We start from the raw sequence: 26255 nt of genomic DNA on the forward strand, positions 1-26255 counted from the left end.
ACTCCTCATCTAATCATTTTTTCTTCATTCTTCCACTTATGATTTTCAAGTTCTTTATAAATGGTGACTTCTACTTTCGTATTTCTGATTTCCAAATGGCTTTCAGTCATTTTTCCTTACCTTTGTCGGCTGAAAATCACATCCCATGAGTCTGACGGAAGAAATCAAAAAGCGTAGAACTTTTGCAATTATTGCCCACCCGGATGCCGGTAAAACAACCCTGACGGAAAAATTGCTTCTTTTTGGAGGAGCCATCAATACTGCAGGCGCTGTAAAGTCGAATAAAATCGATACGGCTACCAAGTCTGACTGGATGGAAATTGAAAAGCAAAGAGGTATCTCTGTCGCTACTTCCGTAATGGGTTTTGAGTACAAAGACATTAAAATCAACTTGCTGGATACTCCAGGTCACCAGGACTTTGCCGAAGATACTTACCGGACCTTGACTGCTGTCGATTCGGTAATTATGGTGATTGACTGTGTGAAAGGTGTGGAGATCCAGACTGAAAAATTGATGGAGGTGTGTCGCATGAGAAATACTCCTGTGATTTGCTTTATCAACAAATTGGACCGTGAAGGACGTGATCCTTATGATTTGTTGGATGAAGTGGAATCTAAGCTCAATATTCAATGCCGTCCACTTTCCTGGCCTATCGGAATGGGTAAAAGTTTCAAGGGCGTTTATAATTTGTTTGACCAGAAACTGAATCTATTTACTCCTTCTCAGAGAAAGCTTTCAGATGCCAGAACAACATTTGAAAATCTGGACGATGCTGAATTGGATAAATTGATTGGGCAAAATGCTGCTGATCAATTGAGAGAAGATGTGGAGTTAATTGAAGGGGTTTACCCTGAATTCGATACCAAAGAGTATTTAGAAGGAAAAGTTGCTCCTGTATTCTTTGGTTCTGCTGTAAATAATTTCGGTGTCAATGAAATGCTGGATACTTTTATCAAAATTGCTCCAGCTCCAAAAAGCCGAAATACGGATACAAGAGAAGTTTTACCGAGCGAAAATAAGTTCTCTGGCTTTGTGTTTAAGATTCACGCCAACATGGATCCGAATCACCGAAACCGAATTGCCTTCTTGAGAATTTGTTCAGGGGAATTTCAGAGAAATAAGCCATACAAGCATGTTTTGGGGCCGAAACCCTTACGTTTTTCCAATGTGACTCAGTTTATGGCTCAGGATAAGGAAATCATTGATACTGCCTACCCGGGTGATATCATCGGTTTGTATGATACCGGAAATCTGAAAATCGGAGACACCTTGACTGATGGAGAAGAAATGGTCTTTACAGGGATACCTAGTTTCTCGCCAGAGATCTTCCGAGAGGTAGTCAACAAGGACGCGATGAAAACCAAGCAGTTGGAAAAAGGTCTCAAGCAGCTGATGGAGGAAGGGGTAGCTCAGCTATTTACTTTCGATATGGGATCCAGAAAAGTAGTCGGAACCGTAGGGCAATTGCAGTTTGAGGTGATTCAGTTCCGATTGAAAAATGAATACAATGCGACTGTAGAGTTTCATCCGATGAACCTGTTTAAAGCATGCTGGATCAGTAGCAAGGACAAAAAGCAATTAGATGAATTTGTTCGTTCCAAAAATCGTCACATTGCTCATGACAAGGATGGGAAATTAGTCTTTATGGCTGAATCCAAAGCATGGCTTCAAATGGTACAGGATAATTATCCGGATATTGAATTCCACTTTACTTCAGAGTTTTAAAGAGATAAAGCAAACCCTCGAAGAGTTTCAAACTCTTCGAGGGTTTATTCATATGAGATTTAATTTTTAAGGAGTATTTGGCTAAGAAGTGCTTTTACATAACTCTAAGTTTTGACAAAGCAGCATGATAATTCAAAATGTCAAATCTTTGGATACCATCATTTCGGAAAAGAAGGATTTGATCTTCAGGTCTTACTAGTCCATGTTCAATTAAAGTCTTGTTTTCATCAAGGAACAGGGGTATTGGAGAAGTTTCGAATAAAGGGTGGAGTCTTAAATCCTTGGAGTTCTTTGCGATAACGACAATCCCTCCAGGACTAGTGGTAGGTAGGTTCTCCAATTCAGCATAAAGGCTTTCCAGGCATGTTTTACAGCCTTCGGGATGAATGACTAATATCCATTCCTTTGGCTCTTTAATTTTCAGGATATCTGCAACTTCTTTCTTGTTCTTTGGACTACAAGATAGACAAATCAAAGTGAATAGAAAGAAGGGGAGAAAGCTAGTTTTCATAATTCAGGCCTTCAAACCTTACAATATCATACCGAAGAATACTTTCATCAAAATCATCCCTGTTTGGGTTGTTGGTAGAGACATATAGGCCTTTTTTACCAACAAAGTAATTCCATGGCTGTACGAAATTATTTTCAAAAATATGCTCGCCGATAATGTCAAATTCTTTATTGAAAATTATTATTCCAACTTTAGCATGGTTAGCAAGAAGTTGTCTCGGGGTAAGATTGAATGAATCAATATTAATTCCTGGGTAGAAAAATCTATAGAAAACATTCCTGTATGTGTCATATAATAGAATTTCATATCGTCCATTTTCTAGGTCTTTAATTAATTCGGAGTCGCCAACCGGGGAAGAGTCAATTATTCTAAATCCATTGATATTATTGGCTTTAATTTTCTTTGTTGCTAAAATTTTTTCCGAGGATTTAGAAATTGCCCAAACTTGGTGGTCTAATTGGGGGGAGACTAATATCGTGTCCCCAAATTCTGCCCATGAGATGTCCAAACTTTTTTTCCCAAATACCCATTCGTCTTCTGGTCTGTGAATATTAATCCAATCCGTTCTAGTACTATCTTTATTTAAGATCGTTTTAAAAAATGGTTTTGAATTTGCTAATTCTGATATCTTAGCTGTATATATATCTTGGAAAAATGGTTGGGCTCCATAAATTATTTTTTCAGAGAAGATTAATGGAGTTTCATTATTTGAAGAGAGGTAATTGGCTTTATTGTCCGGGTCAGTAATTTTTATTGAATTTATTTTTTCTCCAAGGAAATTTAATATATGGATTCGTGGAGGGATTGAGGCAATTAATATTGAGTCTTTATTAATCACTTGAAAACCATTTGTGATTCCAATGCCATTTGGGCCTTCTTTTGAAAGTGGTATAGTTTTCTTTAATTTTTCTTCATCTAGGCTAAAAAAACCTAATTCAAAATTTGTTTTGTTTTGAATTACTAAAAATTCGCCAGAATCACTTTCGAAATATTGGACTCTTGAAATATCGGGATTAAAGTCATCTTCAATGGGAATCCTTAATCCCCTTTCAATTGTAAATCCAATTTCGGGATTTTTTCTTGAAGTGGGAGTTGGCGAACAACCAAAAAATATTATGCCTATAAATAAAATCAGATTTGATATTCTCATTTTTTGTTTTGGAATAAGGCTATTTTAAATTTCTCCTATTAAAAGTTAAAATTAAAATAGCCTTAGTTTTTAATTATTCTATTGTACCTCCATCGTCTTCACACCCACAAGGCAACTTGTCTTTTGGTTTTGTACAAGTCTTGCCATCCCAATCACATTTAGCAATCTCTCCTTGCGCCTCTGCGGAAGAAGAAGTTAAATAAGAAACTCCAATGATAGAAAAGGTTGAAATCCCTATTCCAAGGGCTAATAACTTTAGCTTTTTCATGATTTTTTAAAATTTGAGAATAAAAGAAAATTTAATTGGTCAGGTAAAACCCTGATAAAAAGATCATTGGCCAAAAGATCACTAGCAATATAGTGGTAGGGGGGGGCTAAAAACCAACTATTATGAAGAAATATTTTAAAACATTAATTCTAAAAAAGAAAAATATCAGTAAACTCAAACTTCTGTCCATCAAATAAACCCTTGTCACTCAGTTTGAGGTCTGGGATGACCAATAAGGCCATAAAGCTCAAAGTCATAAATGGAGAATTGAGGTTGGAACCCATTTCTTTTGCTAGTTTGTCTATTCGGGTATAAGCGGCAGCCACTTCATAGCCATCAGAAGCAGACATAATACCTCCCACAGGAAGCGGTAAAATTTCATCCCGATCTCCTGAAACAGCAGATACCCCTCCTTTTGCCTGAATGATCAGATTTACCGCTTTGCAAATGGATTCATCATTCACTCCCACTGAAATAATATTGTGCGAGTCGTGTCCCACCGAAGATGCGATGGCGCCGTTTTTTAAGCCAAAATTTTTGATAAAGGCTACTACTGGTTCTGCATTCTGGTAGCGGTTGACCACGGCGATTTTGAGAATGTCCTTTTTTAAATTGGATTCTGCGAAACCGTCTTTTTCCAATATTTCACCGGAGATTTCAGGGGTTATCAATTGTCCATCTAATGCTTCGATTACACGGACTTGATTTCCTTTTGATTTGAGTTTAAAATCTTCCGGGTTTTTCAGATCTGTATCAAAATTATTGATGATCTCATTTTTGATCGGGTAAATCAGTGTCCTTCCATTTTCAGCTACTTTTTCTCCATCGATGTACGTAGCCAGTACCTGAAAATCCTTGAGGTCTTTAACCAAAATAAAGTCAGCCGGGTCATCAGCCCTTAACTGACCAACTTTCAATGAATAGTGTGAAATAGGGGTTAGGCAGCTTGCTTTAAGAACATCGAAGACATCTTTTCCTTTTGCCACAGCTCTTGCGGCCAGTTCATTGATATGGGAAATGGCCAAATTATCCGGGTGCTTGTCATCAGAACAGAACATGATCATTTCTGGATAGTCGTCAATGAGATCGATCAATGCCTCAAAATTTTTGGCTGCAGATCCTTCCCGAATGGCGATTTTCATTCCCAATTTGACTTTGTCCAAGGCTTCTTCATAGGTGAAGCATTCATGATCTGTACTAGGGCCTGCGCTGACATATTTTTCTGCTAGCTCACCTTTGAGTCCTGGGGCATGACCATCTACTGGTTTTCCGTATTTCTGGGCGATTTTGATTTTTTCCATGACCAGTGGATCACGATTGACTGTTCCGGGCCAATTCATCATTTCAGCCAAATAATGGATTTCAGGTCGGGACATCAGGTTTTCTATGTCTTTAGCATTTACTTCTGCTCCGGCTGTTTCGAATGGAGTGGCAGGAACACAGGAGGGAGCTCCGAAGTAAAATTTGAAAGGGACCTGCTTACCGTTTTCTATCATGTAATCGACTCCTTCTATTCCGCAAACATTGGCGATTTCGTGAGGGTCTGAAATGGTGGCAACTGTCCCATGACATACCGCTAATCTTGCAAATTCAGAGGGGACAAGCATGGAGGATTCCACATGGACATGGGCATCAATAAATCCCGGTAAAATATATGGAAGTGATTCAGTGGTTTCGATGGGAGTAATTTGAAGAATCCTTCCATTTTCGAAAGCTACTTCTGCAGGATAGATTTTTCTGGCAAGAATATCGACAAATTGTGCGTGGATGATCATGAAAATCAGAGTTAAAAATGAACTGAGGCAAAGAAAGAAATCTTGGAGATAATCGCCCCTTCAAAATTCAATTGGATTAAAACTACTATATTTGCCACGGAATAAAAAAGCATAAACCTTAGGATTTTTGATGGGTAAAATTGTCATCGCCATAGATGGATATTCAGGATGTGGTAAAAGCTCAACTGCCAAGGCTGTAGCCAAGGATTTGGGATACACCTACATCGATTCTGGAGCCATGTATCGAGCCGCAACCTTACATTTTTTGAATTCATATCTTTCACCCTCCAATCCTCATGATGTCGAGAAAGGTCTGAAAGATCTGGAAATAGAATTTCAACCAAATCCTGATACCGGTGAGCAAGAAACCTATCTGAATGGACTGAATGTAGAACAAGAGATCAGAACCATGCGGGTTTCGGAAAATGTAAGTAATCTTGCTAAGGAAAAAGCGATTAGGAAAGTCTTGGTGGCCCAGCAGAAGAAACTAGGAAAATCCAAAGGTGTGGTCATGGATGGCCGTGATGTTGGATCGGTAATCTTTCCGGATGCAGAACTGAAGGTGTTTATGACGGCCGACTTGGAAACAAGAGCTTACAGAAGACAGCAAGAATTATTAGCAAAAGGTGATTTGGTGGATTTGGAAGAAATCCAGAAGAATCTAGCAGAAAGAGATCAAATCGACTCGACTCGGGAAGAAGGGCCATTGATTAAAGTGGAGGATGCAGTTGAGATTGATACAAGTAATTTGAATTTCGCTGAGCAAGTAGCACAAATCGTGGATTTGGCTCAGCAGAGAATTAATCACACAAAAGATTATGCAAGTAACCATTGATAAAAACTCCGGTTATTGCTTTGGAGTAGAGTTTGCCATCAAGATGGCTGAGGACGAAATGGAGCAGGCAGACAAGTTGTATTGTCTCGGTGACATCGTTCACAATGATATGGAAGTAAAACGGCTTGCTGAAAAAGGCCTAGTCGTTATTGATAGGGAGCAGCTTTCCGAGTTGAATGACTGCAAAGTATTGATTCGTGCCCACGGTGAGCCACCGGAAACTTACCGAACTGCCATCGAAAATAATATTGAACTGATAGATGCTTCTTGTCCAGTGGTTCTAAAACTTCAGCACCGTGTCAAAACAGCTTTTGACAAAATGGAGCGTGAAAAGGGGCAAATTGTCATTTATGGTAAAAAAGGCCATGCCGAAGTTATTGGCTTGACAGGTCAGACTTTGGAGAAAGCAATTGTGGTGATGGAAGATTCTGATTTGGAAAAAATCGACTACTCCAGACCTGTGACATTATTCAGTCAGACTACTAAAAGCACCAAAGGTTTCTACGAATTGTCACGAAAAATCGAAGAAAGAATCCAGACAGAGAAAGGAAAAGTTGAAACTGTAGATTTTAATGCCAATGATTCTATCTGTCGTCAGGTGTCAAATCGAGAGCCTCAGTTGCAGAAATTTTCTAAGGAAAATGATGTGATTGTTTTTGTCTCCGGGAAAAAGAGCTCCAATGGGAAAGCACTATATCAAGTATGTCTTGCGGAAAACGAGAGGAGCTATTTCGTTGAAAATGAGACAGAATTGAATCGTGAGTGGTTTAATTCGGATGATAAAGTTGGGATTTGTGGGGCGACTTCGACACCAATGTGGCTGATGGAGCAGGTAAAAAATTACTTAGAATCTTTGGAAGAAAATGCTCTTCCGGCTTAAATACAAAATTCACCTTTCGGAAATAGGGAAAGCCATTCCGGAGAAAATCAAACATAAACTTCCAGATAGTCTATAAATAAAGAGGTTATTTATTAGATTTGGGGCGTTTTTCAAAAGCTCATAGTTCAAAAACAGATATGTCTAAATTAGTGAAGCTTAAGAAAGGTTTTGACATTAACCTTGCAGGAAAGGCAGCTTTAGAGCTTGCTGATTTTGCCTCTGCTCAAACCTTCGCCATTAAGCCGACTGACTTTCTTGGTATTCAAAGACCGAAAGTTCTTGTCAATGAAGGAGATACCGTAAAGGCTGGTACTCCAATCCTGTTCGACAAAGCGATGGACCAAGTCAAGTATGTGGCTCCGGTTTCTGGCGAGATTGTCGAAGTCAAAAGAGGAGAAAAGAGGAAATTACTCGAAATCAAAATTTTGGCAGACAAAGAAACCACCTTCGAAGACTTGGGTAAAATCGACCTGGGTAAAGTAGATCGTGAGTCTTTGAAAGCAAAACTTGCTGAAAGCGGGGTTTGGCCAAACTTGATTCAGAGACCTTTTGGTATCGTTGCAAATCCAGCAGATACTCCTAAGGCTATTTTCATTTCTGCTTTTGACTCTAGCCCATTAGCTCCAGATTATGGATTTACTCTTCAAGGAGAGGATCAATATTTCCAAGCTGGTTTGGATGCACTTGCAAAATTAACCGATGGAAAAGTTCATTTAAACGTGGACGGATCTAAAAATGTGCCGGCGATTTTTGCAAATGCAAAAGGAGTTGAAATCAATAAAATCTCCGGGCCACACCCAGCAGGAAACGTGGGGGTTCAGATTCATCACTTGGATCCGATCAACAAAGGAGATATCGCTTGGACTATCTCTCCAGTAGGAGTGGTTCAAATCGGTAAATTGGTTTTGAACGGTGTTTTTGATGCTTCAAAAGTAATTGCGATTACAGGTTCAGAATTGACCAAAACAGGATATGTGAAAACTGTTTCTGGAGCTTCTGTTTCCACTTTTGTAAAAGGGAATTTGAACAGTGGACATGTCAGAGTCATCTCTGGAAATGTATTGACTGGAGAAAAAATCTCTCTTGAAGGATACCTTGGATTCTACCACAATCAGGTTACTGTAATCCCTGAAGGTGATTATGAAGAGTTCTTGGGTTGGTTGAAGCCAACAACTTCCAAATTGAGCTTCCATAAAGCAATCGGTATGTTCTCCTTTATGAACAAGGGAGAATTCAAAGTAGATACTAATACTCACGGAGAAGAAAGACCATTCGTAGTTTCCGGAGTTTTCGAAAAAGTTCTTCCAATGGACATCCTTCCAACTTATTTGTTCAAGGCAATCATTGCTGAGGACTTTGACGAGATGGAAGAGCTTGGATTGTATGAGATCGTCGAAGAAGACGTTGCTCTTTGTGAATTTGTGGATCCCTCTAAGAATGAGCTGCAGGAGTTGGTGAGATCTGGGATTGAATTATTAATGTATAGCTAAGATATGAAGGCATTACAAAATCTCTTCGATAGTATTAAGCCAAACTTTGAAAAGGGCGGCAAATGGGAAAAGTTCTATACCCTTTATGAGGGCCATAGAACGATTGCTTTTGCACCGGATTTGGTAACCAAAGCCAAAGGTGCTCAAATTAAAGATGCAACAGATCTAAAGCGTGTCATGATCACAGTGGTGATTGCGATGATTCCAGCTTTGATCTTTGGAATTCTAAACGTAGGAGAGCAGCACTTTCTAGCAATAGGTGAGTCTGCTGGATTTGGAGATAAGGTGTTGTTCGGATTGATTTCTGTACTTCCAATCCTGATTGTTTCTTATGGTGTAGGTTTGGTTACTGAATTTATTTTCTGCGTTGTAAGAAATCACCCAGTTTCTGAGGGTTTCTTGGTGTCAGGGATGTTGATTGCGTTGGTGATGCCTCCGCATATTCCACTTTGGCAAGTTGCTTTGGCTACCATTTTCGCAGTAGTGATTGGTAAAGAAGTGTTTGGTGGTACAGGGATGAACATTTTGAACGTGGCTATGACGGCACGTGCTTTCTTGTATTTCGCTTACCCTGCTCAGATTTCTGGTGATCAAGTTTGGACATACCTTGGCGATAAAGCTGCAGTAGATGGATTCTCTGGAGCTACAGCACTGGGTGTTGCTTACGGAGCTAGTACTGAAGGGACACCAGTTGTTGAGGCCTTAGCTTCGCACAATGCAGCATTGGGAGCCGATTTCAGCTTTATGAATATGTTTATGGGATGGATTCCAGGTTCTATCGGTGAGACCTCTACTTTGATGGCCTTGATCGGAGCTGTTATCTTGATCTATACTGGTGTAGCTAGCTGGAAAATCATCGTTGGTGGTTTTGGTGGTGCTTATGCAATGGGTCTTTTGATGAATGCTCTTGCTGTAAACGAATACATGGCAATGCCTGCTCAGTATCATTTGGTAATGGGTGGTTTGGCATTTGGTGTTGTATTTATGGCAACTGATCCGGTATCTGCCGCTCAAACTGAAACAGGTAAATGGATATACGGAATCCTAATCGGTTTCATGACCGTGGTGATTCGAGTAACAAACCCAGCATACCCAGAAGGAATCATGCTTGCCGTTCTTTTGATGAACGTGTTTGCTCCTTTGATCGATTATTATGTAGTAAAAGCCAATAAAACAAGGAGGTTACAACGTGCAACAGTCTAACGCTTATATTATCACATTTTCGGTCATCTTGACCGTAGTTCTTGGCTTGCTTCTTTCTGGTACCTCTCAAGTATTGGGACCGCTGCAGCGTGAAGCAGAAGCCTTGGATAAGAAAAAACAAATCTTGGGAGCAGTGATTTCCGGTGAGGAAATCAGCGCAATGACTCCTCAAGAAGTGAATGAATATTATACCAATAGAATTTCTTCTATTGTAGTTGATATCAATGGAAAAGAAGTATCTGAGCAAGGTGGCGTAGCTGTAACAGCTGAAACTGTTGATATAGCTAAGAACTACAAGAAGCCAGCTGATCAGAGATTGTATCCAGTATTTATTTACCATGCAGAAGGAAGTGCTGATCAAGTGGAGTCTTATATTTTCCCACTTTATGGAGCAGGTCTTTGGGATGCTATCTGGGGCTTTATCGCTTTGGATACTGATATGAATACTGTTGGTGGTATTACTTTGGCTCATGCTGGTGAAACTCCGGGTTTGGGAGCTAGAATTACCGAACCAGGAGTACAAGCTAGATATGTTGGAAAGACAATTTTTGACGAATCAGGAGATCTTGTAGCTGTGGAAATGCAAAAAGGTGAAGGAAAAGATTATTCTTCTCAACCTCATCAAATTGACGGGATGTCTGGAGCAACGATTACCGGAAAAGGTGTCAATGCCATGTTGAAGGATTACCTTGGTCATTACGAGGCTTACATTGAATCCAAGAAGTCTGGGGCTGTAGCCGCTCTTTAATTTTAAACAACTCACAGAATTATAATCATATGAGTGCTGAAACAGTAGAAAAAGCAATTGAAAAGAAGCCAGCAGAAGCTCTTCTTTCCAAGCGCCGTAAGAAATTAGTATCAGATCCTTTGGTAGATGATAACCCGATTACCATACAGGTATTGGGTATTTGTTCTGCCTTGGCGGTAACAACACAGATGAAGCCTACTTTGGTAATGGCAATCTCTGTAATTTTTGTTGTTGTAATGTCCAACTTGGTGATCTCTTTGATGAGAAATACCATTCCTAGCCGAGTTCGTATCATTGTACAGTTGGCAGTAGTAGCTACCTTGGTAACCTTGGTTTCCGAGGTGTTGAGAGCTTTTGCTTATGATATGTACAAAGAACTTTCTGTATTCATCGGTTTGATTATTACCAACTGTATCGTAATGGGTCGCCTAGAAGCATTTGCTTTGGGTAATAAGCCTTATGATTCAGTATTGGATGGATTTGGATCTGCTTTGGGATATTCTTGGATCATCTTGACAGTAGCTTTTTTTAGAGAGTTGCTAGGATCTGGGTCTGTATTCGGACTTCCTATTTACGACACGATCTCTGGTCTATTTGGTCCTGACTTCAAGTTGGCAACCAACGGATTGATGGTATCTCCTGTAGGTGCTTTCGTAATCCTAGGTTTGATCATCTGGGTACAGCGTACCAAAACTGGTTATGTAGAACACTAAAATCCTATTGAAGAAATGGAATTATTTAACTTAGGTATTCGGTCGATCTTTATCGACAACATGATTTTCGCTTACTTCTTGGGAATGTGTTCTTTCTTGGCAGTTTCCAAAAAAGTAAGTACTGCAATCGGTCTAGGTGCAGCGGTAATCTTCGTATTGACGGTTACTGTACCTGTGAACTGGCTATTGAACGAATATGTATTGAAAGAAGGTGCTTTGACTTGGGTAAGTGCTGATTTGGCATCTATCGATTTGACTTTCTTGAGATTTATCATGTTCATCGCGATCATCGCTGCGATGGTTCAGTTGGTAGAAATGGTTGTGGAGAAATTTGCTCCAGCTTTGTATGGTGCATTGGGAATCTTCTTGCCTTTGATCGCTGTAAACTGTGCGATTTTGGGTGGATCCCTTTTCATGGCTCAAAGAGACTATACCATTGCTGAGTCTGCTGTTTATGGTTTTGGCTCAGGAACTGGATTTTGTCTGGCAATTGTTGCTTTGGCTGCGATCCGTGAAAAATTGAAATATTCTGCAGTTCCTAACGGATTGAAAGGCTTGGGTATTACCATGCTTTTGACCGGTTTGATGGGTATTGCATTTATGTCTTTTATGGGTATAGACCTGTAAGAGAAAATAAAGATCTAAAAAGGGCTCTGGAGAAATTCAGAGCCCTTTTTTTTTGATAGGGCTTTTGCCCTTTCTGTTTTGTCAAAAAATCAGTTTTAATTGTTTTTTTAACGGTTAAAATTGTTCTTAAGAAAAACCTAAATTTCGAGTTCAAACCTAATTACAACAGCATGAAAAAAATATTTTCATTACTAATTTTGACCCTGGTAGCTTCTTTTTCTTATGCCCAATCCGGAGAGTGGATTGAGCTTTTTAATGGTGAGAATCTAGATGGCTGGAAATTAACTACAGATAGTCCTGAATCATTTCAAATTGAAGACGGAGTGATCAAAGTGGCTGGAAAAAGAGCTCACCTTTTCTATGATGGCCCCGTTGGAAACCATGATTTCAAAGACTTTGAAGTGATCGTAACTTTGAAAACAATGCCACAGGCAAACTCTGGGATTTTCATCCACACACAATATCAGGCAGATGGATGGCCTAATATCGGTTATGAAATTCAAGTAAACCAAAGCCATGGTGACTGGAGAAAAACCGGCAGTGTATATTCTTTCAAAGATGTGAAAGACGTTTTTGTAGAAGATGGAGAATGGTATACAGAGCATATCATCGTCAAAGGGGATAAAGTCACTGTGAAAGTCAATGGAAAAACCATCAATAAATTTGATGAGTCAAAAGATAGAGAAGAAGGTGATTTAGGCACTAAAAAGTTGAGTCATGGTACCATTGCTCTTCAAGCGCATGATCCTAATTCAGTGATTTATTACAAAAGCATCAAAGTGAAATATAAAGACTGATTTTCACGAATTGAATTTATAGAAATGCCCAGCCAACCGGTTGGGTATTTCTATTTCTGGAAGTAATGACTAGCATTATTTTTTAAGTCCTTCTATTTCCACCTTTTGAAACATGACAGGATTTTTACTTACACCCAATTGCTTTCCGCTTTTTATTTTAATGTTTTTGAGGATTACTTTTTTTGTAATTACATAAGGGAATTCCTCCAAATAAGTCTCATCTTTTCTATCTGAATTGAAATTGGCAAAAAGCATCGGTCCATTATATTCAGGGGAATGGTTTGAATCCTCGATCGTTAGGTTTATGATTTTGATTGTTTCTGGCATATAGCAAACGTATCCAAAATCATGTTGACCAGAATAATATCCACTTATTAAATCTGCCTGATTGACATTTCCCGCATTGGGTTTGAATACACAGTCTTTAATGATGAATTCTCCTTCCCAAGTACTCCCATAATCAGAACGAAGATTGATTAGTCTTCCACTATTGATGGTTGAGTTTTCCACTAATAGAGTTCCGGTACCAATTGCATTGATTCCCATATGTCCTAATTCGGAATTTCGGATAGTCGCATTTGCTACTCCCATATGGGCGTCAAATCTGGATAATTTGCAGTTGTCATAAAGAAGGTTCTTGCTATAGTTAGAGCCAAAGATTCCCCAATAGGTTCTATCATTGATGTCATTTGTTTGGGAGCAATTAATAAAGGAAACATTCAAAGCCCGGTTCACAGTCAAATCATAGGATCCCATACTCACTGGTTTGCCCGCTCTTCCGATGGTGCTATACGTTTTGTGCCCCGTGAAAATGCTTTTCATGACTTTGACATCTGCACAATCTTGGATAGTGATAAATCCACCATAAGGAGCTCCATGCTCGCCTTCTTCAGTCACATGATGTTCAATTCCATCTAGGATGACATTTGAGCGCCTAATAAGAAGATTTCTGCTGTAATAGTTGTATTTGGACTCCTCTTGATTTGCAATGGTGGTAAAATGCCCACCTGTGATTTTTAGCGTTTTTTTATCAATTGGAAGTGCTGTGATTTCTGTGATCTGATCAAAGTCCCAAATAATAGGACTTTTGGAGTCAATTTTCCCGTTTTTATCAATTCTGAAATTATCAGTTTGAGGATATCCATTATTTTGATTCAAGCCAAAACGGATATATCGTCGAACTGTCGTGTCAGAAACCGTAACCAGATAGGCCTGATCGAGCTCTAAATCCAATTTATTTTGTCCTTTTTTAAGAGAGTGGATGCCCTCTAGTTTGATTGGCTCCAAGGAGGACTTTACCTCGAAAATAGGAGCAGTACGGTTTTTTACATTTCTGTCATCAATGATGAAAGAAGCCTTTCCAAAGTCCGTGTCAGTCTGAATAATGGCTTTCCTATCATTTCCTCCGATGTAATAGGTTGCTTCATCATCTCCTTTTACATTTAAACTATTCTCATTTGCGAAAGCATGAGTTCCAACAATACTATTTTGATCATCTGTTTTTCCATCACCAACTGCGCCGAAATCACTATATCTGACATAGGCCTGGTTTTTAAACTTTTCTAGATCTGAATCTGAAACAAGGATTTCCAAATAACCATTTTCATCTACCTGAACATGTGTTTGAGACTGGGAATATGAAATCGTGAATTCTGCTTGGGAATAAGCCTTCATTGAAATCAATAGAAGGAAAAGTAGACTTAAAAAGTGAGTTTTCATTTACTGTTTATTTTGGTTTATGATTATTGGCTAGTGGGTTGCTACTTCAATGTATATCATTTATAGAAAGAATACTCCTTCTTTATTCTAAGCGGCTATTCCCGTATAACCAAAATTCTGAAGGGGAATTGGAATCCAAAATGGTTAGGCATTTTTTTTGAGTAAGTGGGAATATGGCATTTACATACAAAAGGATTCTTTCCTATTTCCTCCGAGGCTTGTTGTTTTTAACTCCTTTGGCAATCACCATCTATGTGATCTATGCGATTTTCGTCTTTTTGGACAATTTAATTCCGGTACCAATTCCTGGGATCGGGATTCTCATGGTGTTGGGGCTGATTACATTTATTGGATATCTGGCAAGTCTGTTCTTTACCCGTAGATTTTTTGACTGGTTCGAGAGAGGTTTGGTTCGAATTCCACTGGTAAACTTGCTATACACTTCCATTAAGGATTTGATGGGTGCTTTTGTCGGGGAAAAGAAAAAATTCAGCTCTCCGGTGATTGTCCAAGTTTCAGATACCCTTTCTAGGTTAGGGTTTATTACCCAAGATGAAATGTCAGTGATTGGAAATGAGGAATTGGTAGCCGTTTATTTTCCTCATAGTTACAACGTTTCTGGAAATGTGTTTTTAGTCCCAAAGGAAAAAGTAAAGCGTTTGGAAGGAGTCAAGAGCGCCGATGTAATGAAATTTATGGTTAGTGGAGGGGTTTCTGATTTGAAAAGTTAAGAGGCATATACGGTCTTTTCTTGACGATCGGTAAATAAACCTATTTCCCAAAAATTCTGATTTTCACTTTTCAAAGTGTCTTCAAACCATTTTTTGTCTTCTGGCGAAACTGCTATCAATAAACCACCGCTGGTTTGTGGATCGCAAAGCTTGACCAAATCCATCCCATTGACTCCCTCGGTTTTTGGAGAAAAGGCATTCCAGTTTCTATACGTGTTGTCAGGGAAAATGAACTGGTTGATATATTCCTGAATCCCATCAATCAAGGGTAGCTTAGAGATTTCTATTTCAGCAGAAAGGTTCGCTCCCTCTGTCATTTCTATCAAATGTCCTAATAGGCCAAAACCGGTTACATCGGTCATGGCTTTTACTTCTTCATGGTTTCCAAGAATTGCTCCAATGGAGTTCAATAGACAGGCCGTCTCAACCAATTTGGAATAGTCCTCTTCCTTGATTTTTCCTCTTTTCAAAGCAGTGGCCAAAACTCCAATGCCAAGCGGTTTGGTAAGATAAATCAAATCCCCCGATTTGGCACCTTGATTAGTTTTGATTTTTCTGGGATGAACCACACCATTAACCGATAAGCCGAAAATCGGATCTTTTGCCGCGATGCTATGCCCTCCTGCTAATTCTATTCCTGCTTTTTGACAAATAGACTTTGCTCCTTCCATCACTTTTGCAGCCAATTCTGGAGAGATTTTCTCAACGGGCCAGCTTAAAATGGCATTTGCGAATAAGGGCTTTCCTCCCATCGCATAGATATCGGAAATGGCATTTGCGGCTGAAATTCTCCCGAAATCAAATGGAATGTCAACAATCGGGGTGAAAAAATCTACAGAATTGATCATGGCAATGTTTTCGGAAACTTGGTAGACAGCGGCATCGTCTTTTCCTGAATTCCCAACCAATAAGTTGGAGTCACTTTGTGAAAATGAATTGCTGGAAGAAAGAATTTGATCTAAAATAGCAGGGGCGATTTTGCAACCGCAACCAGACCCTTCACTCCACTCCGTTAACTTGATATCTTTAGCTTCCATATATTTTATTTTTCAAAGTGATCAAAAGTTCTGCTTGCTCTTCCCAATTTTTTTCACTCAAATTAATTTCGTTAACCTGTTGGGATTCGTGTTTTTCTAAGTCAAAATCATAAGCCTTGTCATAATAAATCAAGACATTTTCTACCCAATTGGCTGTTTTTTCATGCTCTACATCATCGATGGCTTGTTGAGTTCGGAGCCCTCCCAGTTTTTTGCTTAAGCGTTTGATAGCAGCGATTAAATCCGCTTTTGGCAGTGATCCATACTCCTCAGAAATATGTTGTACCCGCTCAGTCTCTGATTTCTGAATGTCAATCAGAGGGGCTGATTTCATTTGATTGTTTAATAGATCCGGTAAAATGATTCTCCCTATTTTTCTGCTTTCATTTTCAAGCCATAAGACATTCTCAGTATCCAATTTTAGCATTTCTTCTGCGAGGAAGTTTTCAAACTGCTCAACAGTTGGTTGAGGCTTTTGTCCGATAGAACCAAAAGAAGAGCCTTTGTGATTTGCCAAACCTTCCAAGTCTATGGTCTGCTCTCCTTTTCTTCTAAGTTGTTCCAGAAGAACAGTTTTTCCAACACCAGTTTTTCCTCCAAGAACTAAGATTTTTCTCTTTTTTCTAACTTCCTGATAAGTGAAAGTCCTATACGTTTTATACCCGCCTTTTATTCTGAATATCTTAAATCCGACCATAGAAAGAAGCCAAGATAGGATTTGACTTCGCATACCACCTCTCCAACAATAAAGAATGATTTTCCTTTCAGGGAAAAGCTCAATGGCCTCTTTTTGAATTTGATGAAATCTTGGACCAACCAACTCAAATCCCTTTAATGTGGCTTTTTCGCTTCCTTCATTTTTATAAAGAGTGCCTACCTCAATTCGTTCTTGATTGTTCAAGATCGGTATATTGAAAGCATTGGGAATATGGCTTTGAGAAAATTCTCCTTCGGATCTGGCATCCAGAACAGGAAGGGATTGCCGGAGTTCGAAAAAATCAGAAAGTGAAATGAGGGTTTCATTCATAAAGAACGAATATAAAAAAAGCCGCAAGGATATCCTTGCGGCTTTGAATTGTCAGTGTGTATTAATTATAGTTGAGCGTCCAATTTCTGAGCTAAAACAGCCTTTGGAACTGCGCCAACTTGCTTGTCAACGATTTCGCCACCTTTGAAGAACAAAAGGGTAGGAATAGAACGGATACCGAAAGCTTGAGCCACCCCAGGATTGGAGTCCACATCTACTTTACCGATTACTGCTTTTCCTTCGTAATCACCAGCCAATTCTTCAACTACTGGCCCGATCATTTTACAAGGTCCACACCATTCAGCCCAAAAATCCACCAAGATTGGTTGATCAGATTTGATTACTTCTTCAAAGTTTGCGTCAGTGATTTCGATTGCTTTTGCCATTTTATATAGTATTTAGATTTTTTTCAGGTTTCAAATATATGAGAGAAAGTGAATCATCTGGCAATAAGTTCCGAAGTGAAGATAAATTTTGTCTATGGCCCATAGTTGTAGTCACTTTGATCAGCTTGATTTAGATTACTTTATAAACCACTTCTGGGATTTCTTTCAATTCCTGAATCATTTCCGCACTTGGGTCAATCGAGAACCGCTTTGAAAAAAGCTCCAAGCTGATATTCTCTTTTCTATCAACAACATCAAAATAAAGTTTGGCTTCTCCTTTGTATTTTTCTGTAATTGCCTCTAATTTTTCCATTAGATCCAAGGTCAGATCATCCAGATCAATATTGACACGTAGGCCTTTGACCATTTTGGATCGTACTTCTGAAAGTAGGGAAATGCTGTCAATTTTGAATTCCATTTCATGCTCATTCCATTTTTTCTGACCTACCTTCCCTTTGATATAGAGGAACCATCCAGTCATAAAATATTCCTTATACTTGATGTAATCATCTCCAAACAGGAAGAATGTAAAACCACCTTGGTAATCTTCCATGCTTAAGGTTCCAAAAGGTTTTCCATTTTTGGTTGTCCTGTGAGCAAATGTTGAAACAGAACCTGCTAGCCTGATTTCGTTTTTCCCTTTTAGTGTTTCTAAATCATTCAAATCAGGAAGAGAAGCATTTGTAAAGTTTTCGATTTCCAGTTTGTATTGATCCAGAGGGTGACCGGAGATATAAAGACCAACCACTTCTTTTTCGATATTGAGCTGCTGAAGTTGGGAGAATTTCTCCATAGGAGCCACAGAAGGCATAGGGATGTCCATGCTACCACTTCCTCCCCCAAACAAACTTACCTGAGAACTCTCTTCTTCTTGCTGAACTTTATGGGCGTATTTTACCGCCTTTTCAATTAGGGTGATATCGTTGTCTGGAGCTTCTAGGTACTGTCTACGATGATGCTCTGGGAAACAATCGAATCCTCCAGCCATAGCTAAAGCTTCCATCGTTTTTTTATTGAGAGCTCTGGAATTCACACGCTTCGCAAATTCAAAGATGTTTTTGAATGGGCCACTTTTTTCTCTTTCCTTAATGATTTCATCTACGGCGGCAGATCCTGCACCTTTAATAGCTGCCATCCCGAAACGAATTTCTCCTGCAGCATTTACGGTAAATCCATTTTTGGATTCATTGACATCAGGTCCCAAAACAGGGATGCCCATTCTTTTACATTCCTCCATGAAGAAAGTCACCTGCGTGATATCGTTCATATTGTTGCTCAATACTGAAGCAAGGTATTCTGCAGGATAATGTGCTTTTAAATAGGCAGTTTGGTAAGCAACCCAAGCGTAACAAGTAGAGTGGGATTTGTTGAAAGCGTAGGACGCAAAGGCTTCCCAGTCAGTCCAGATCTTTTCCAGTTTTTTGGCATCATGTCCTTTGGCTACAGCCTGATCGACAAATTTGGGCTTCATTTTATCCAAAACGTCTTTTTGCTTTTTACCCATAGCCTTACGCAAAACGTCGGCCTCACCTTTGGTAAAACCTGCCAGCTTTTGGGAAAGAAGCATTACCTGTTCCTGGTAAACTGTAATACCGTAGGTTTCCTCTAGGTATTCCTTCATGTCATCGAGATCGTAAGTGATCTCTTCTACTCCATGCTTTCTTTTAATAAAAGAAGGAATATATGCCAAAGGTCCTGGGCGGTAAAGTGCGTTCATGGCGATCAAATCTGCAAAAACGGTAGGCTTCAGCTCCCTCATGTATTTTTGCATTCCAGCACTTTCATATTGGAAAATGCCGACAGTTTCACCGCGTTGGAATAGCTCGTATGTTTCCTCGTCATCTATCGGGAAATTATCCGGATCCAGCTGGATTCCGTGTCTTTCTTTGACGATTTTGCAGGCATCCTTGATCAGTGTTAGGGTTTTGAGACCCAAGAAATCCATTTTCAACAGACCGGCAGATTCAACAACAGAGTTATCAAACTGGGTACAAACCATGTCTGAATCCTTAGCCAAGGCTACCGGAACGAAATTAGTGATGTCATCAGGTGTGATGATTACCCCACAGGCGTGAATTCCGGTATTTCGTACAGATCCTTCTAAAACGGTAGCTTGATTGACTGTTTTGGCAGATTCGTCTTGGCCTTGTGCGATTCGTATGAGTTCCTCAGCTTTTTGGATCAATTCGCCTTGGCCTTTCAATTTGTCAGAAAGAGCGGACTTGTTGGATGCCAAGCTGAACAAAGCCTTTAGCTTAATATCGGGTACCAAACTTGCCAATCTCCCTGCTTCGGGTAGAGGTAGATTAAGTACCCTTGCAGTATCCCGAATAGCTGATTTGGCAGCCATCGTACCGTACGTAATAATCTGGGCTACCTGATTGGAACCGTATTTTTTGATGACATAATCAATTACTCTTCCACGGCCTTCATCATCAAAGTCAATATCAATATCGGGTAAGGAAACCCTGTCTGGATTCAGAAATCTCTCAAAAAGGAGATCATACTCGATAGGATCGACATTGGTTATCCCAATACAATATGCAACTGCTGAGCCTGCTGCCGAGCCCCTTCCAGGGCCTACAGATACTCCCATGTCCCTTGCTGCACGGGTAAAATCCTGAACAATCAAAAAATAACCCGGATATCCTGTGTTTTCAATTGTTGCCAATTCGAAATCCAGACGTTCTTTTATTTCAGGGGTGATTTCGTTGTATCGTTTTGCTGCACCTTCATAGGTGAGATGTCTTAAGAAAGCGTTCTCACCTCTTTTTCCTCCATCGACATCATCCTGTGGATCTTTGAATTCCTCAGGGATATCAAATTTTGGGAGAAGGACTTCTCTTGCGAGTTTGTAAGCTTCAATCTTTTCTACAATCTCCTGGGTGCATTCGATTGCCTCAGGAAGGTCTGCGAAAAGCTTTTTCATCTCATCCGGTGACTTGACATAAAATTCGTCATTTGGGAAACCGTAACGGAATTCTCTACCTCTTTTACCGATGTATTTTTTAGGTTTTTCTACCAACTCACCATCTTTCACACAGATCAAAATATCGTGAGCTTTGGCATCCGCCTTGTCATTATAGTAGGAGTTGTTTGCTGCGAAATACTTTACGTCGTATTTCTTGGCAAACTCCAATAAAACTTCATTGACTTTTTCCTCTTCAGGAATCCCATGGCGATTCAATTCTACATAAAAGTCATCCCCGAATTGCTCTTTCCACCAGACAAACGCTTCCTCGGCTTGAGTTTCACCCACATTTAGAATGAGAAAAGGAATCTCACCCCAAAGCCCTCCAGTAGTAGCAATCAGATCGCCTTTGTATTGAACCAAAACTTCCTTATCAATTCGAGGGACGTAATAAAACCCTTCGATATTTGCATAGGAAGCAAGCTTTGCAAGATTATGATAGCCTGTTTTATTTTTCGCGATTAGTACCGTTTGGTATCCATCGTCTTTTTGGGATTTGTTCTTTCTATCTCGACATAGGTTAAATTCACATCCGACAATAGGTTTGATTTCAGCCCCCATTGCAGCTTTTACAAAATGGAAAGCCCCCATCATATTTCCATGATCTGTCATGGCAATCGCAGGCATATTCAGTGATTTTGCCTTAGCTACCAATGCTGGAATTTCGGAAGTGGCCTGTAAAACTGAATATTGAGTATGGACATGCAGATGAGTAAATGGAACGTCCACCAAGTCTGAGATGTCGGCTTTACCAGCTTGTTTCAGGACATCTTTTGCTGCAGCCTTTTGGGTGTCCTTTGCTTGCGCAAAGTTTGCTTCGGCTAGTTTCGGAGCTTCATAAACTACATCTGATACTGCAATCCCTTCTTCAGGTTTCAAGACATCTTGAGTGATCAAACCAAAGAAACAACGTGCTGTTGCATCTACGTCATAGGCTGCATCGTGAGCATCATCAAAGCCAACTCCAAATAGTTTATGGTGTAATTCTGTAAGTGTAGGCCATTTGTATTTCCCACCTTTTCCTCCTGGGATGGCACAGAAATCAGTGGAGATATCCTTGGTGTCCAACTGATCTGCCGTAAGCGGCATCCCAAGTTCAGTTCGGATAAATTCAGACCCGACTACATTGACGTCAAATTCGACATTGTGGCCTACCAGGTATTTGGTGCGATCTACATCTTTTTGGAAAATTTCTAATACCTCCTGAAGGTCATGACCCTCTGCCAATGCTCGTTTGGTAGAAATACCATGGACTTTTTCGGCATTGTAGGGAATGGTAAAACCTTCCGGCTTGACAATGTAATTTTTATTGGATATCAGATTTCCTTTAGAATCATGTAGTTGCCATGCAAGTTGGACAAGGCGGGGCCAGTTGTCCAGGTCTGACATGGGGGCATTGTAATCTCTAGGAAGTCCAGTAGTTTCGGTATCGAAAATTAAATACATACAGCTTCGAAAATTGGGACTTCAAATTAGGGTTAAAGTCCCAAAGCTGCCAACTCCAGCGGAGGTAATTGTCAAAGAAAAGAGAAATTACTATCAATAAATTCATCCTTTGATAAATGAGTAATTTCTCTCTTTTTCTATGCAGTTCCTGATAGAATGGTAAATGTTCAATATCTTAAACCCCACATCCAAGCTCGCTTGCTTTCAACGGAAGTCTGGATAAAGTCTTTGACTAATTCCTGATATTCACTGCCTGTAACCTCTTTTCCTTTCAATTTTTTCGGGAAAGTGATGATTTCCTCAGGTTCTCCAAATTCAATTTTTTCAGCCTCAACGATAAGCATACCGTCGTTGATATCATAGGCTAAAATTAAACCTGGGAGTCCATATAGTTCCTCAGGGCCGACAGGAACAGGAATATCAGAAGCAAACCAAGCTGTGATCTTTTGACCTTTGATACTGTCTTCACTCACGGCTTTCATGCACATGTGCCCAAGAATATCTCGAATTTCATTCATTACTCTCCATTTTGGGGCATTCAGGCTGTCACGAACTATATATGTTTTGCCCATTTGATCCATGAATTTTAGGTAGGTTTGGTCTTGAAGATTATTTTCAATGATATAATCTTCTACCTGCCAAGAATAGCTTTGCACTACATAAGGAGCTCCATAAGTGTAGATGCTTTTCTCTGGCCAAAACTGGAGTTTCATCCTGGTGCTATAGCCTTCTTCATTCCCCCAAGTGAGTAGAATCCTGTCCCTTTCCTGCTGGGTAAGATGGGGGAGACTTGAATAGATTTTGTCGTAGAAAATTTTGTATCGATATTCTACCTCTCCCACTATATTTTGGGCTTGTAATCCAGTGGTAATCAGTATCAATGCAATTGTCTTAAGAATTAATTTCATTGTTTAAAAATTGACTGTGGTTTAAATTATCTTCTTTTTTTCACTTCTATTCCACGCATATTGTAGGTCACCCCTAGAAGGAAATATCTCGCCAAAGTCTCAATTCGCCCGGTGGAAACGAAGTTTTGACCTGCGTACTGACTGATTGTTTGATTTTGATTCAAGATGTCATAAGCAGAAAGTCTGACCTCCCATTTTTTAGCCTGACCGAGAAGTTTATAAATAAATGCATTTAGAATTGGTACTTCCTGATCAAATCCAAAACTCTCGTTTTTATATCGGCTGTAGTTGAACTTCATGTCTAAATAGAAATTTTTGGGAAGCTTAATGTTCATATTGGTATAGGCACTCCAGTTAATGATATCCTGATTTTGAGAAGGATTCTGTTCGTATTTGGTATTGCTGATACGGAATGAGGTTCCTGCGTACATATTGAACCATTCGAGTGGAGTCAAGTCTAGGTTTATCCCAAAGTTATGGCTAAAAGTATTGGTCTCAGTCTCGAGTGAGTTAATGAGAGTTAGACTTTTAGTATAGGAAGGGTTAGCATTCAAAAATGCATTGAATTTGGTTTTCACGATAGGAAATCCAAATCCTATATAGGAAAAATAGCGCTGTCCCCCAGAAACATTTCCTGCCTTATAAGTAGTGACAAAAGTTTCAGGGTCTATCGTTTGGTTTTGAACTACCTGGCTTTCGTAGAAGGTGGAATTCAATGAAACTCGGAAATTGATAAATGTTGCAGGATCATACATATTGTACCCAGCATTAAAAGAGTGAGCTACCTCAGGCTTTAGATCAGGATTTCCTTCACGGATATAAAGTGGATTGGAAATATCCTTGTAGGGCTGAAGATCGGAGATGTTAGGAGGAGTGACTCCCATGGAATAACCTGCGTTGAGGCGCTTGTTGCCCTTCATAGATTTCCAGTAAGATACATTAGGGGTTATATTGAGGTAATTTTTATCCACAGTCCCCAGATTCTCACTTTCTTCTACGACTGAAAATTGACCGTTCAGGTTGTAGTTGGAGGCTGCTAATCCGACGCTTAGATTAGAACCATTGTTGGCATATCTGATACTGGAACCGATTCGGTTGTAGGTGATTGCGTTGTCGAAAAACCGGCTGAGATCGGGATTTAGCTGTGGAGTATCGCTTGCCTCCACGTCGAATACCTTTCGGTCTGTTTCGCTATTTGAAAGGCTGAAATTATAGAACGATTCCCAAAAAAGGGTTTTTTTGATGGGCTCAACGAATAGCAAGCTTGACTTGAACAGGTTTGAAGTGTTCAATGCCTTATTTACCTGATCCAGATTTCTAAAATAGGTGTTAGGGTCCGTAGAGTTCACGAGGTCAACTACGGATTTTTGGATGCCGTCTTGGTCTCCTTTGCTGTAGGTATTACTGATACTTGCGGCGAAATTCCTTCCGTTTTTCTTGAATTTATGTCTAAAGATTGCAGTTCCCTGGAACGCGCCAGACCATCTATCGGATTGGTTGTTACGTTCCATTTGGCTTTGCTCTGTACTGCTGCGTATCAGTTCTTGAAGGCTTAACAAAGAGGTGGTTAATGAACTTAATCTCCCCTTTGCAGTAAGAGTTATGGTGTTGGTGCTGTCAAGCTCGTTTTGAAAACGGAGATTTACCCGATGGTGACCAGCTACGTTGTTTTGCTTACTTTGGTCAGTAGATGTGAAGGAGGTATTATCCTCAAGGAAAGTGGTCCTCGCATTTACACTTTCTATGATTTGGTCACTTCGGCTATAGAAATAGTTACTACTGAAATCTTTTTTGTCCTTGAGATAGTTATAATTGATTCCAAATGCTTGATTATTGGAATAGCCGGAGCTAAGGTTGTTGAAAGGGATTTCGAAGGATTCCTCACCACTCCCAAAAGATATGATAGTCATCCCTCCACTACTACTAAATCCGAAATCTCCTGTGTCGCCAAATTGGAATGCGCTGCTCCCTCTAAACTCTTGAAGGTCATCCCAACTCAAACCTGTTTGATTGACATTATTCCCATACCCGATGATTGAGAATTGGTTTGTTTTGTCAAACTTATTAAAAGATGCATTAGAAGACCACCTATCATCCGTCCCTCCAGCTGCTGAAATCTTTCCAAAGCCTCCTTTTTTCGCCTCCTCTTTCAGCTCAACGTTCAATGTTTTTTCCTTCACGCCATCATCTACTCCGGTGAGTTTAGCCTGTTCTGACTTATCGTCATATAGCTGCAGTTTGCTAACTGATTCCGCATTCAGATTTTGTGTGGCCATTTTTGTATTTCCTCCAAAAAAACGCCTTCCGTCTACCGTAACTTTCTGTACTTGTTCCCCTTGTGCTATAATATTTCCATCAGCATCAATCTGCATTCCGGGTAGCTTTCGCAGCAGTTCCTCAAGTGTCGCTCCTGGTGGAACCTTAAATTTACTTGCATCATACTCAAGGGTATCTCCCCGCATCATTAAGGGTGCTTTGGCCGCTTTGACCACTACCTCATAAAGTTCCTGAAGAATAGGGGTCAAGTAAATCTCTTCGACCTCCAATTCGGTAGTTTCTGGTAGGTTCAGTTCCTTTTGATAAGGTATATAGCCCATATAAGTGGCTTTGATAAGTAGTGGTTGGCGATCTACGTTCTTGAATTGGTATTCACCATTTTTATTGGTCAAAGTATAAGCTACTAAGGCAGAATCTTTTGGACTAAGAAGGAGTACGGAGGTGTAATCCAGTGGGGCATTGGTGGTGTCTTTTACTGTCCCTCGAATGGTAAGTTTAGATTGGGCTTGCGTAGCAATTGTGAAGGCTAGCAAAAAAAGGAATGAAAGTAAAAATTTCATTTTATCAAGGTTATTTGATGTAATTATAAAAGCGATGACAAAAACTAGACTGCATTCCAAATTCATTACTAGCCCACTTTTATAGAAGATGAAGTAATCTAGAATGAAAGGAAAGTGACTTAATCTGAATAAGTTGAAAAAATGAGTGCTTTACCTTTTCAACTCTGAGATTACCAAATACAAACACTCGCCATTAAAGCGTGATTATTAAAAAAATAGATATCATTGGCATCTATCTTTTTTGCTTTGAACAATACCTCATGATTTCAAAAATTCTTTCAATCTGATGGTATCTATATATTAAAATGAGTATTCACTAAAGAATTTTTTTAGTGAGATGATATTAACGATTATTTTTTTGAAGTAGTGTAACTACTTTGTTAAATAATGTTATTGAGTCTTTTAGGAGTAGATGGGGTTTGAGAGAAATGAATAATGTAATGGGCTAGAACTTACCGGTAAAAGAGGCT

General features: G+C 39.6%; 21 protein-coding genes. 10 read left to right on the forward strand and 11 right to left on the reverse strand.

What is annotated here, in order from left to right:
* Positions 1–145: 145 nt before the first annotated feature.
* A complete protein-coding gene (locus tag O0V13_RS14450; RefSeq protein ID WP_268035676.1) occupies positions 146–1726 on the forward strand; it encodes a peptide chain release factor 3 in 1581 nt (526 codons plus the stop codon).
* A gap of 94 nt (positions 1727–1820) precedes the next feature.
* Here O0V13_RS14450 and O0V13_RS14455 read toward each other — a convergent pair whose 3' ends face one another.
* The 4 genes from O0V13_RS14455 to ade all read right to left on the reverse strand — a co-directional run bounded on the left by O0V13_RS14455 (position 1821) and on the right by ade (position 5430).
* Complete coding sequence (locus O0V13_RS14455; protein WP_268035677.1) at positions 1821–2237, reverse strand: hypothetical protein; 417 nt, start codon at positions 2235–2237, stop codon at positions 1821–1823.
* The gene (locus O0V13_RS14460; RefSeq protein ID WP_268035678.1) at positions 2227–3387 is read right to left on the reverse strand and encodes a DUF4221 family protein; all 1161 of its coding nucleotides are present in this window, start codon (positions 3385–3387) and stop codon (positions 2227–2229) included. The genes O0V13_RS14455 and O0V13_RS14460 overlap by 11 nt, the downstream gene beginning before the upstream one ends.
* Before the next feature lie 73 nt (positions 3388–3460).
* Positions 3461–3655, reverse strand: a complete 195-nt coding sequence (locus O0V13_RS14465; RefSeq protein WP_268035679.1) for a hypothetical protein — start codon at positions 3653–3655, stop codon at positions 3461–3463.
* 149 nt (positions 3656–3804) lie between these two features.
* Complete coding sequence (gene ade, locus O0V13_RS14470) at positions 3805–5430, reverse strand: adenine deaminase (protein WP_268035680.1); 1626 nt, start codon at positions 5428–5430, stop codon at positions 3805–3807.
* Positions 5431–5560: 130 nt separating this feature from the next.
* On the opposite strand from ade, the gene cmk reads away from it, so the two are divergent.
* The 8 genes from cmk (at position 5561) to O0V13_RS14510 (ending at position 12723) form a co-directional block, all read left to right on the forward strand.
* The gene (gene cmk / locus O0V13_RS14475; protein ID WP_268035796.1) at positions 5561–6265 is read left to right on the forward strand and encodes a (d)CMP kinase; all 705 of its coding nucleotides are present in this window, start codon (positions 5561–5563) and stop codon (positions 6263–6265) included.
* The gene (locus tag O0V13_RS14480; RefSeq protein ID WP_268035681.1) at positions 6249–7145 is read left to right on the forward strand and encodes a 4-hydroxy-3-methylbut-2-enyl diphosphate reductase; all 897 of its coding nucleotides are present in this window, start codon (positions 6249–6251) and stop codon (positions 7143–7145) included. Before cmk ends, O0V13_RS14480 begins: the two co-directional genes overlap by 17 nt.
* Before the next feature lie 137 nt (positions 7146–7282).
* On the forward strand, positions 7283–8635 hold the full coding sequence (locus O0V13_RS14485) for a Na(+)-translocating NADH-quinone reductase subunit A (RefSeq protein ID WP_268035683.1): 1353 nt from the start codon (positions 7283–7285) through the stop codon (positions 8633–8635).
* 3 nt (positions 8636–8638) lie between these two features.
* Positions 8639–9838, forward strand: a complete 1200-nt coding sequence (locus O0V13_RS14490) for an NADH:ubiquinone reductase (Na(+)-transporting) subunit B (RefSeq protein WP_268035684.1) — start codon at positions 8639–8641, stop codon at positions 9836–9838.
* Entirely contained in the window at positions 9825–10586 is a 762-nt protein-coding gene (gene nqrC, locus O0V13_RS14495) for an NADH:ubiquinone reductase (Na(+)-transporting) subunit C (protein WP_268035685.1), read from the forward strand. Before O0V13_RS14490 ends, nqrC begins: the two co-directional genes overlap by 14 nt.
* A gap of 29 nt (positions 10587–10615) precedes the next feature.
* The gene (locus O0V13_RS14500; RefSeq protein WP_268035686.1) at positions 10616–11299 is read left to right on the forward strand and encodes an NADH:ubiquinone reductase (Na(+)-transporting) subunit D; all 684 of its coding nucleotides are present in this window, start codon (positions 10616–10618) and stop codon (positions 11297–11299) included.
* Positions 11300–11314: 15 nt separating this feature from the next.
* Positions 11315–11926: an NADH:ubiquinone reductase (Na(+)-transporting) subunit E gene (gene nqrE / locus O0V13_RS14505; protein WP_073573205.1), complete on the forward strand. Its 612-nt coding sequence runs from the start codon at positions 11315–11317 to the stop codon at positions 11924–11926.
* 170 nt (positions 11927–12096) lie between these two features.
* Positions 12097–12723, forward strand: coding sequence for a 3-keto-disaccharide hydrolase (locus tag O0V13_RS14510; RefSeq protein WP_268035688.1), 627 nt, complete (start codon positions 12097–12099; stop codon positions 12721–12723).
* A gap of 75 nt (positions 12724–12798) precedes the next feature.
* On the opposite strand, the gene O0V13_RS14515 is transcribed toward O0V13_RS14510, so the two are convergent.
* A complete protein-coding gene (locus O0V13_RS14515; RefSeq protein WP_268035689.1) occupies positions 12799–14442 on the reverse strand; it encodes a hypothetical protein in 1644 nt (547 codons plus the stop codon).
* A 173-nt stretch (positions 14443–14615) separates the two neighbouring features.
* On the opposite strand from O0V13_RS14515, the gene O0V13_RS14520 reads away from it, so the two are divergent.
* Positions 14616–15173 (forward strand): DUF502 domain-containing protein, encoded by a 558-nt coding sequence (locus O0V13_RS14520; RefSeq protein ID WP_268035690.1) that lies wholly within the window; start codon positions 14616–14618, stop codon positions 15171–15173.
* On the opposite strand, the gene selD is transcribed toward O0V13_RS14520, so the two are convergent.
* The 6 genes from selD to O0V13_RS14550 all read right to left on the reverse strand — a co-directional run bounded on the left by selD (position 15170) and on the right by O0V13_RS14550 (position 25785).
* Positions 15170–16210: a selenide, water dikinase SelD gene (gene selD / locus O0V13_RS14525; RefSeq protein ID WP_268035691.1), complete on the reverse strand. Its 1041-nt coding sequence runs from the start codon at positions 16208–16210 to the stop codon at positions 15170–15172. The two genes, O0V13_RS14520 and selD, sit on opposite strands and share 4 nt — an antisense overlap.
* Positions 16200–17237: a tRNA 2-selenouridine(34) synthase MnmH gene (gene mnmH / locus O0V13_RS14530; protein WP_268035692.1), complete on the reverse strand. Its 1038-nt coding sequence runs from the start codon at positions 17235–17237 to the stop codon at positions 16200–16202. The genes selD and mnmH overlap by 11 nt, the downstream gene beginning before the upstream one ends.
* Before the next feature lie 65 nt (positions 17238–17302).
* The gene (trxA, locus tag O0V13_RS14535; RefSeq protein ID WP_268035693.1) at positions 17303–17623 is read right to left on the reverse strand and encodes a thioredoxin; all 321 of its coding nucleotides are present in this window, start codon (positions 17621–17623) and stop codon (positions 17303–17305) included.
* A gap of 130 nt (positions 17624–17753) precedes the next feature.
* The gene (gene dnaE, locus O0V13_RS14540; RefSeq protein WP_268035694.1) at positions 17754–22040 is read right to left on the reverse strand and encodes a DNA polymerase III subunit alpha; all 4287 of its coding nucleotides are present in this window, start codon (positions 22038–22040) and stop codon (positions 17754–17756) included.
* Between the two features lie 167 nt (positions 22041–22207).
* Positions 22208–22948 (reverse strand): GLPGLI family protein, encoded by a 741-nt coding sequence (locus O0V13_RS14545; RefSeq protein ID WP_268035695.1) that lies wholly within the window; start codon positions 22946–22948, stop codon positions 22208–22210.
* A gap of 26 nt (positions 22949–22974) precedes the next feature.
* Entirely contained in the window at positions 22975–25785 is a 2811-nt protein-coding gene (locus O0V13_RS14550; protein WP_268035696.1) for an outer membrane beta-barrel family protein, read from the reverse strand.
* Positions 25786–26255: the final 470 nt, after the last annotated feature.

Source organism: Algoriphagus sp. PAP.12, assembly GCF_026652115.1.
In the GTDB taxonomy this organism is placed as follows: Bacteria; Bacteroidota; Bacteroidia; order Cytophagales; family Cyclobacteriaceae; genus Algoriphagus.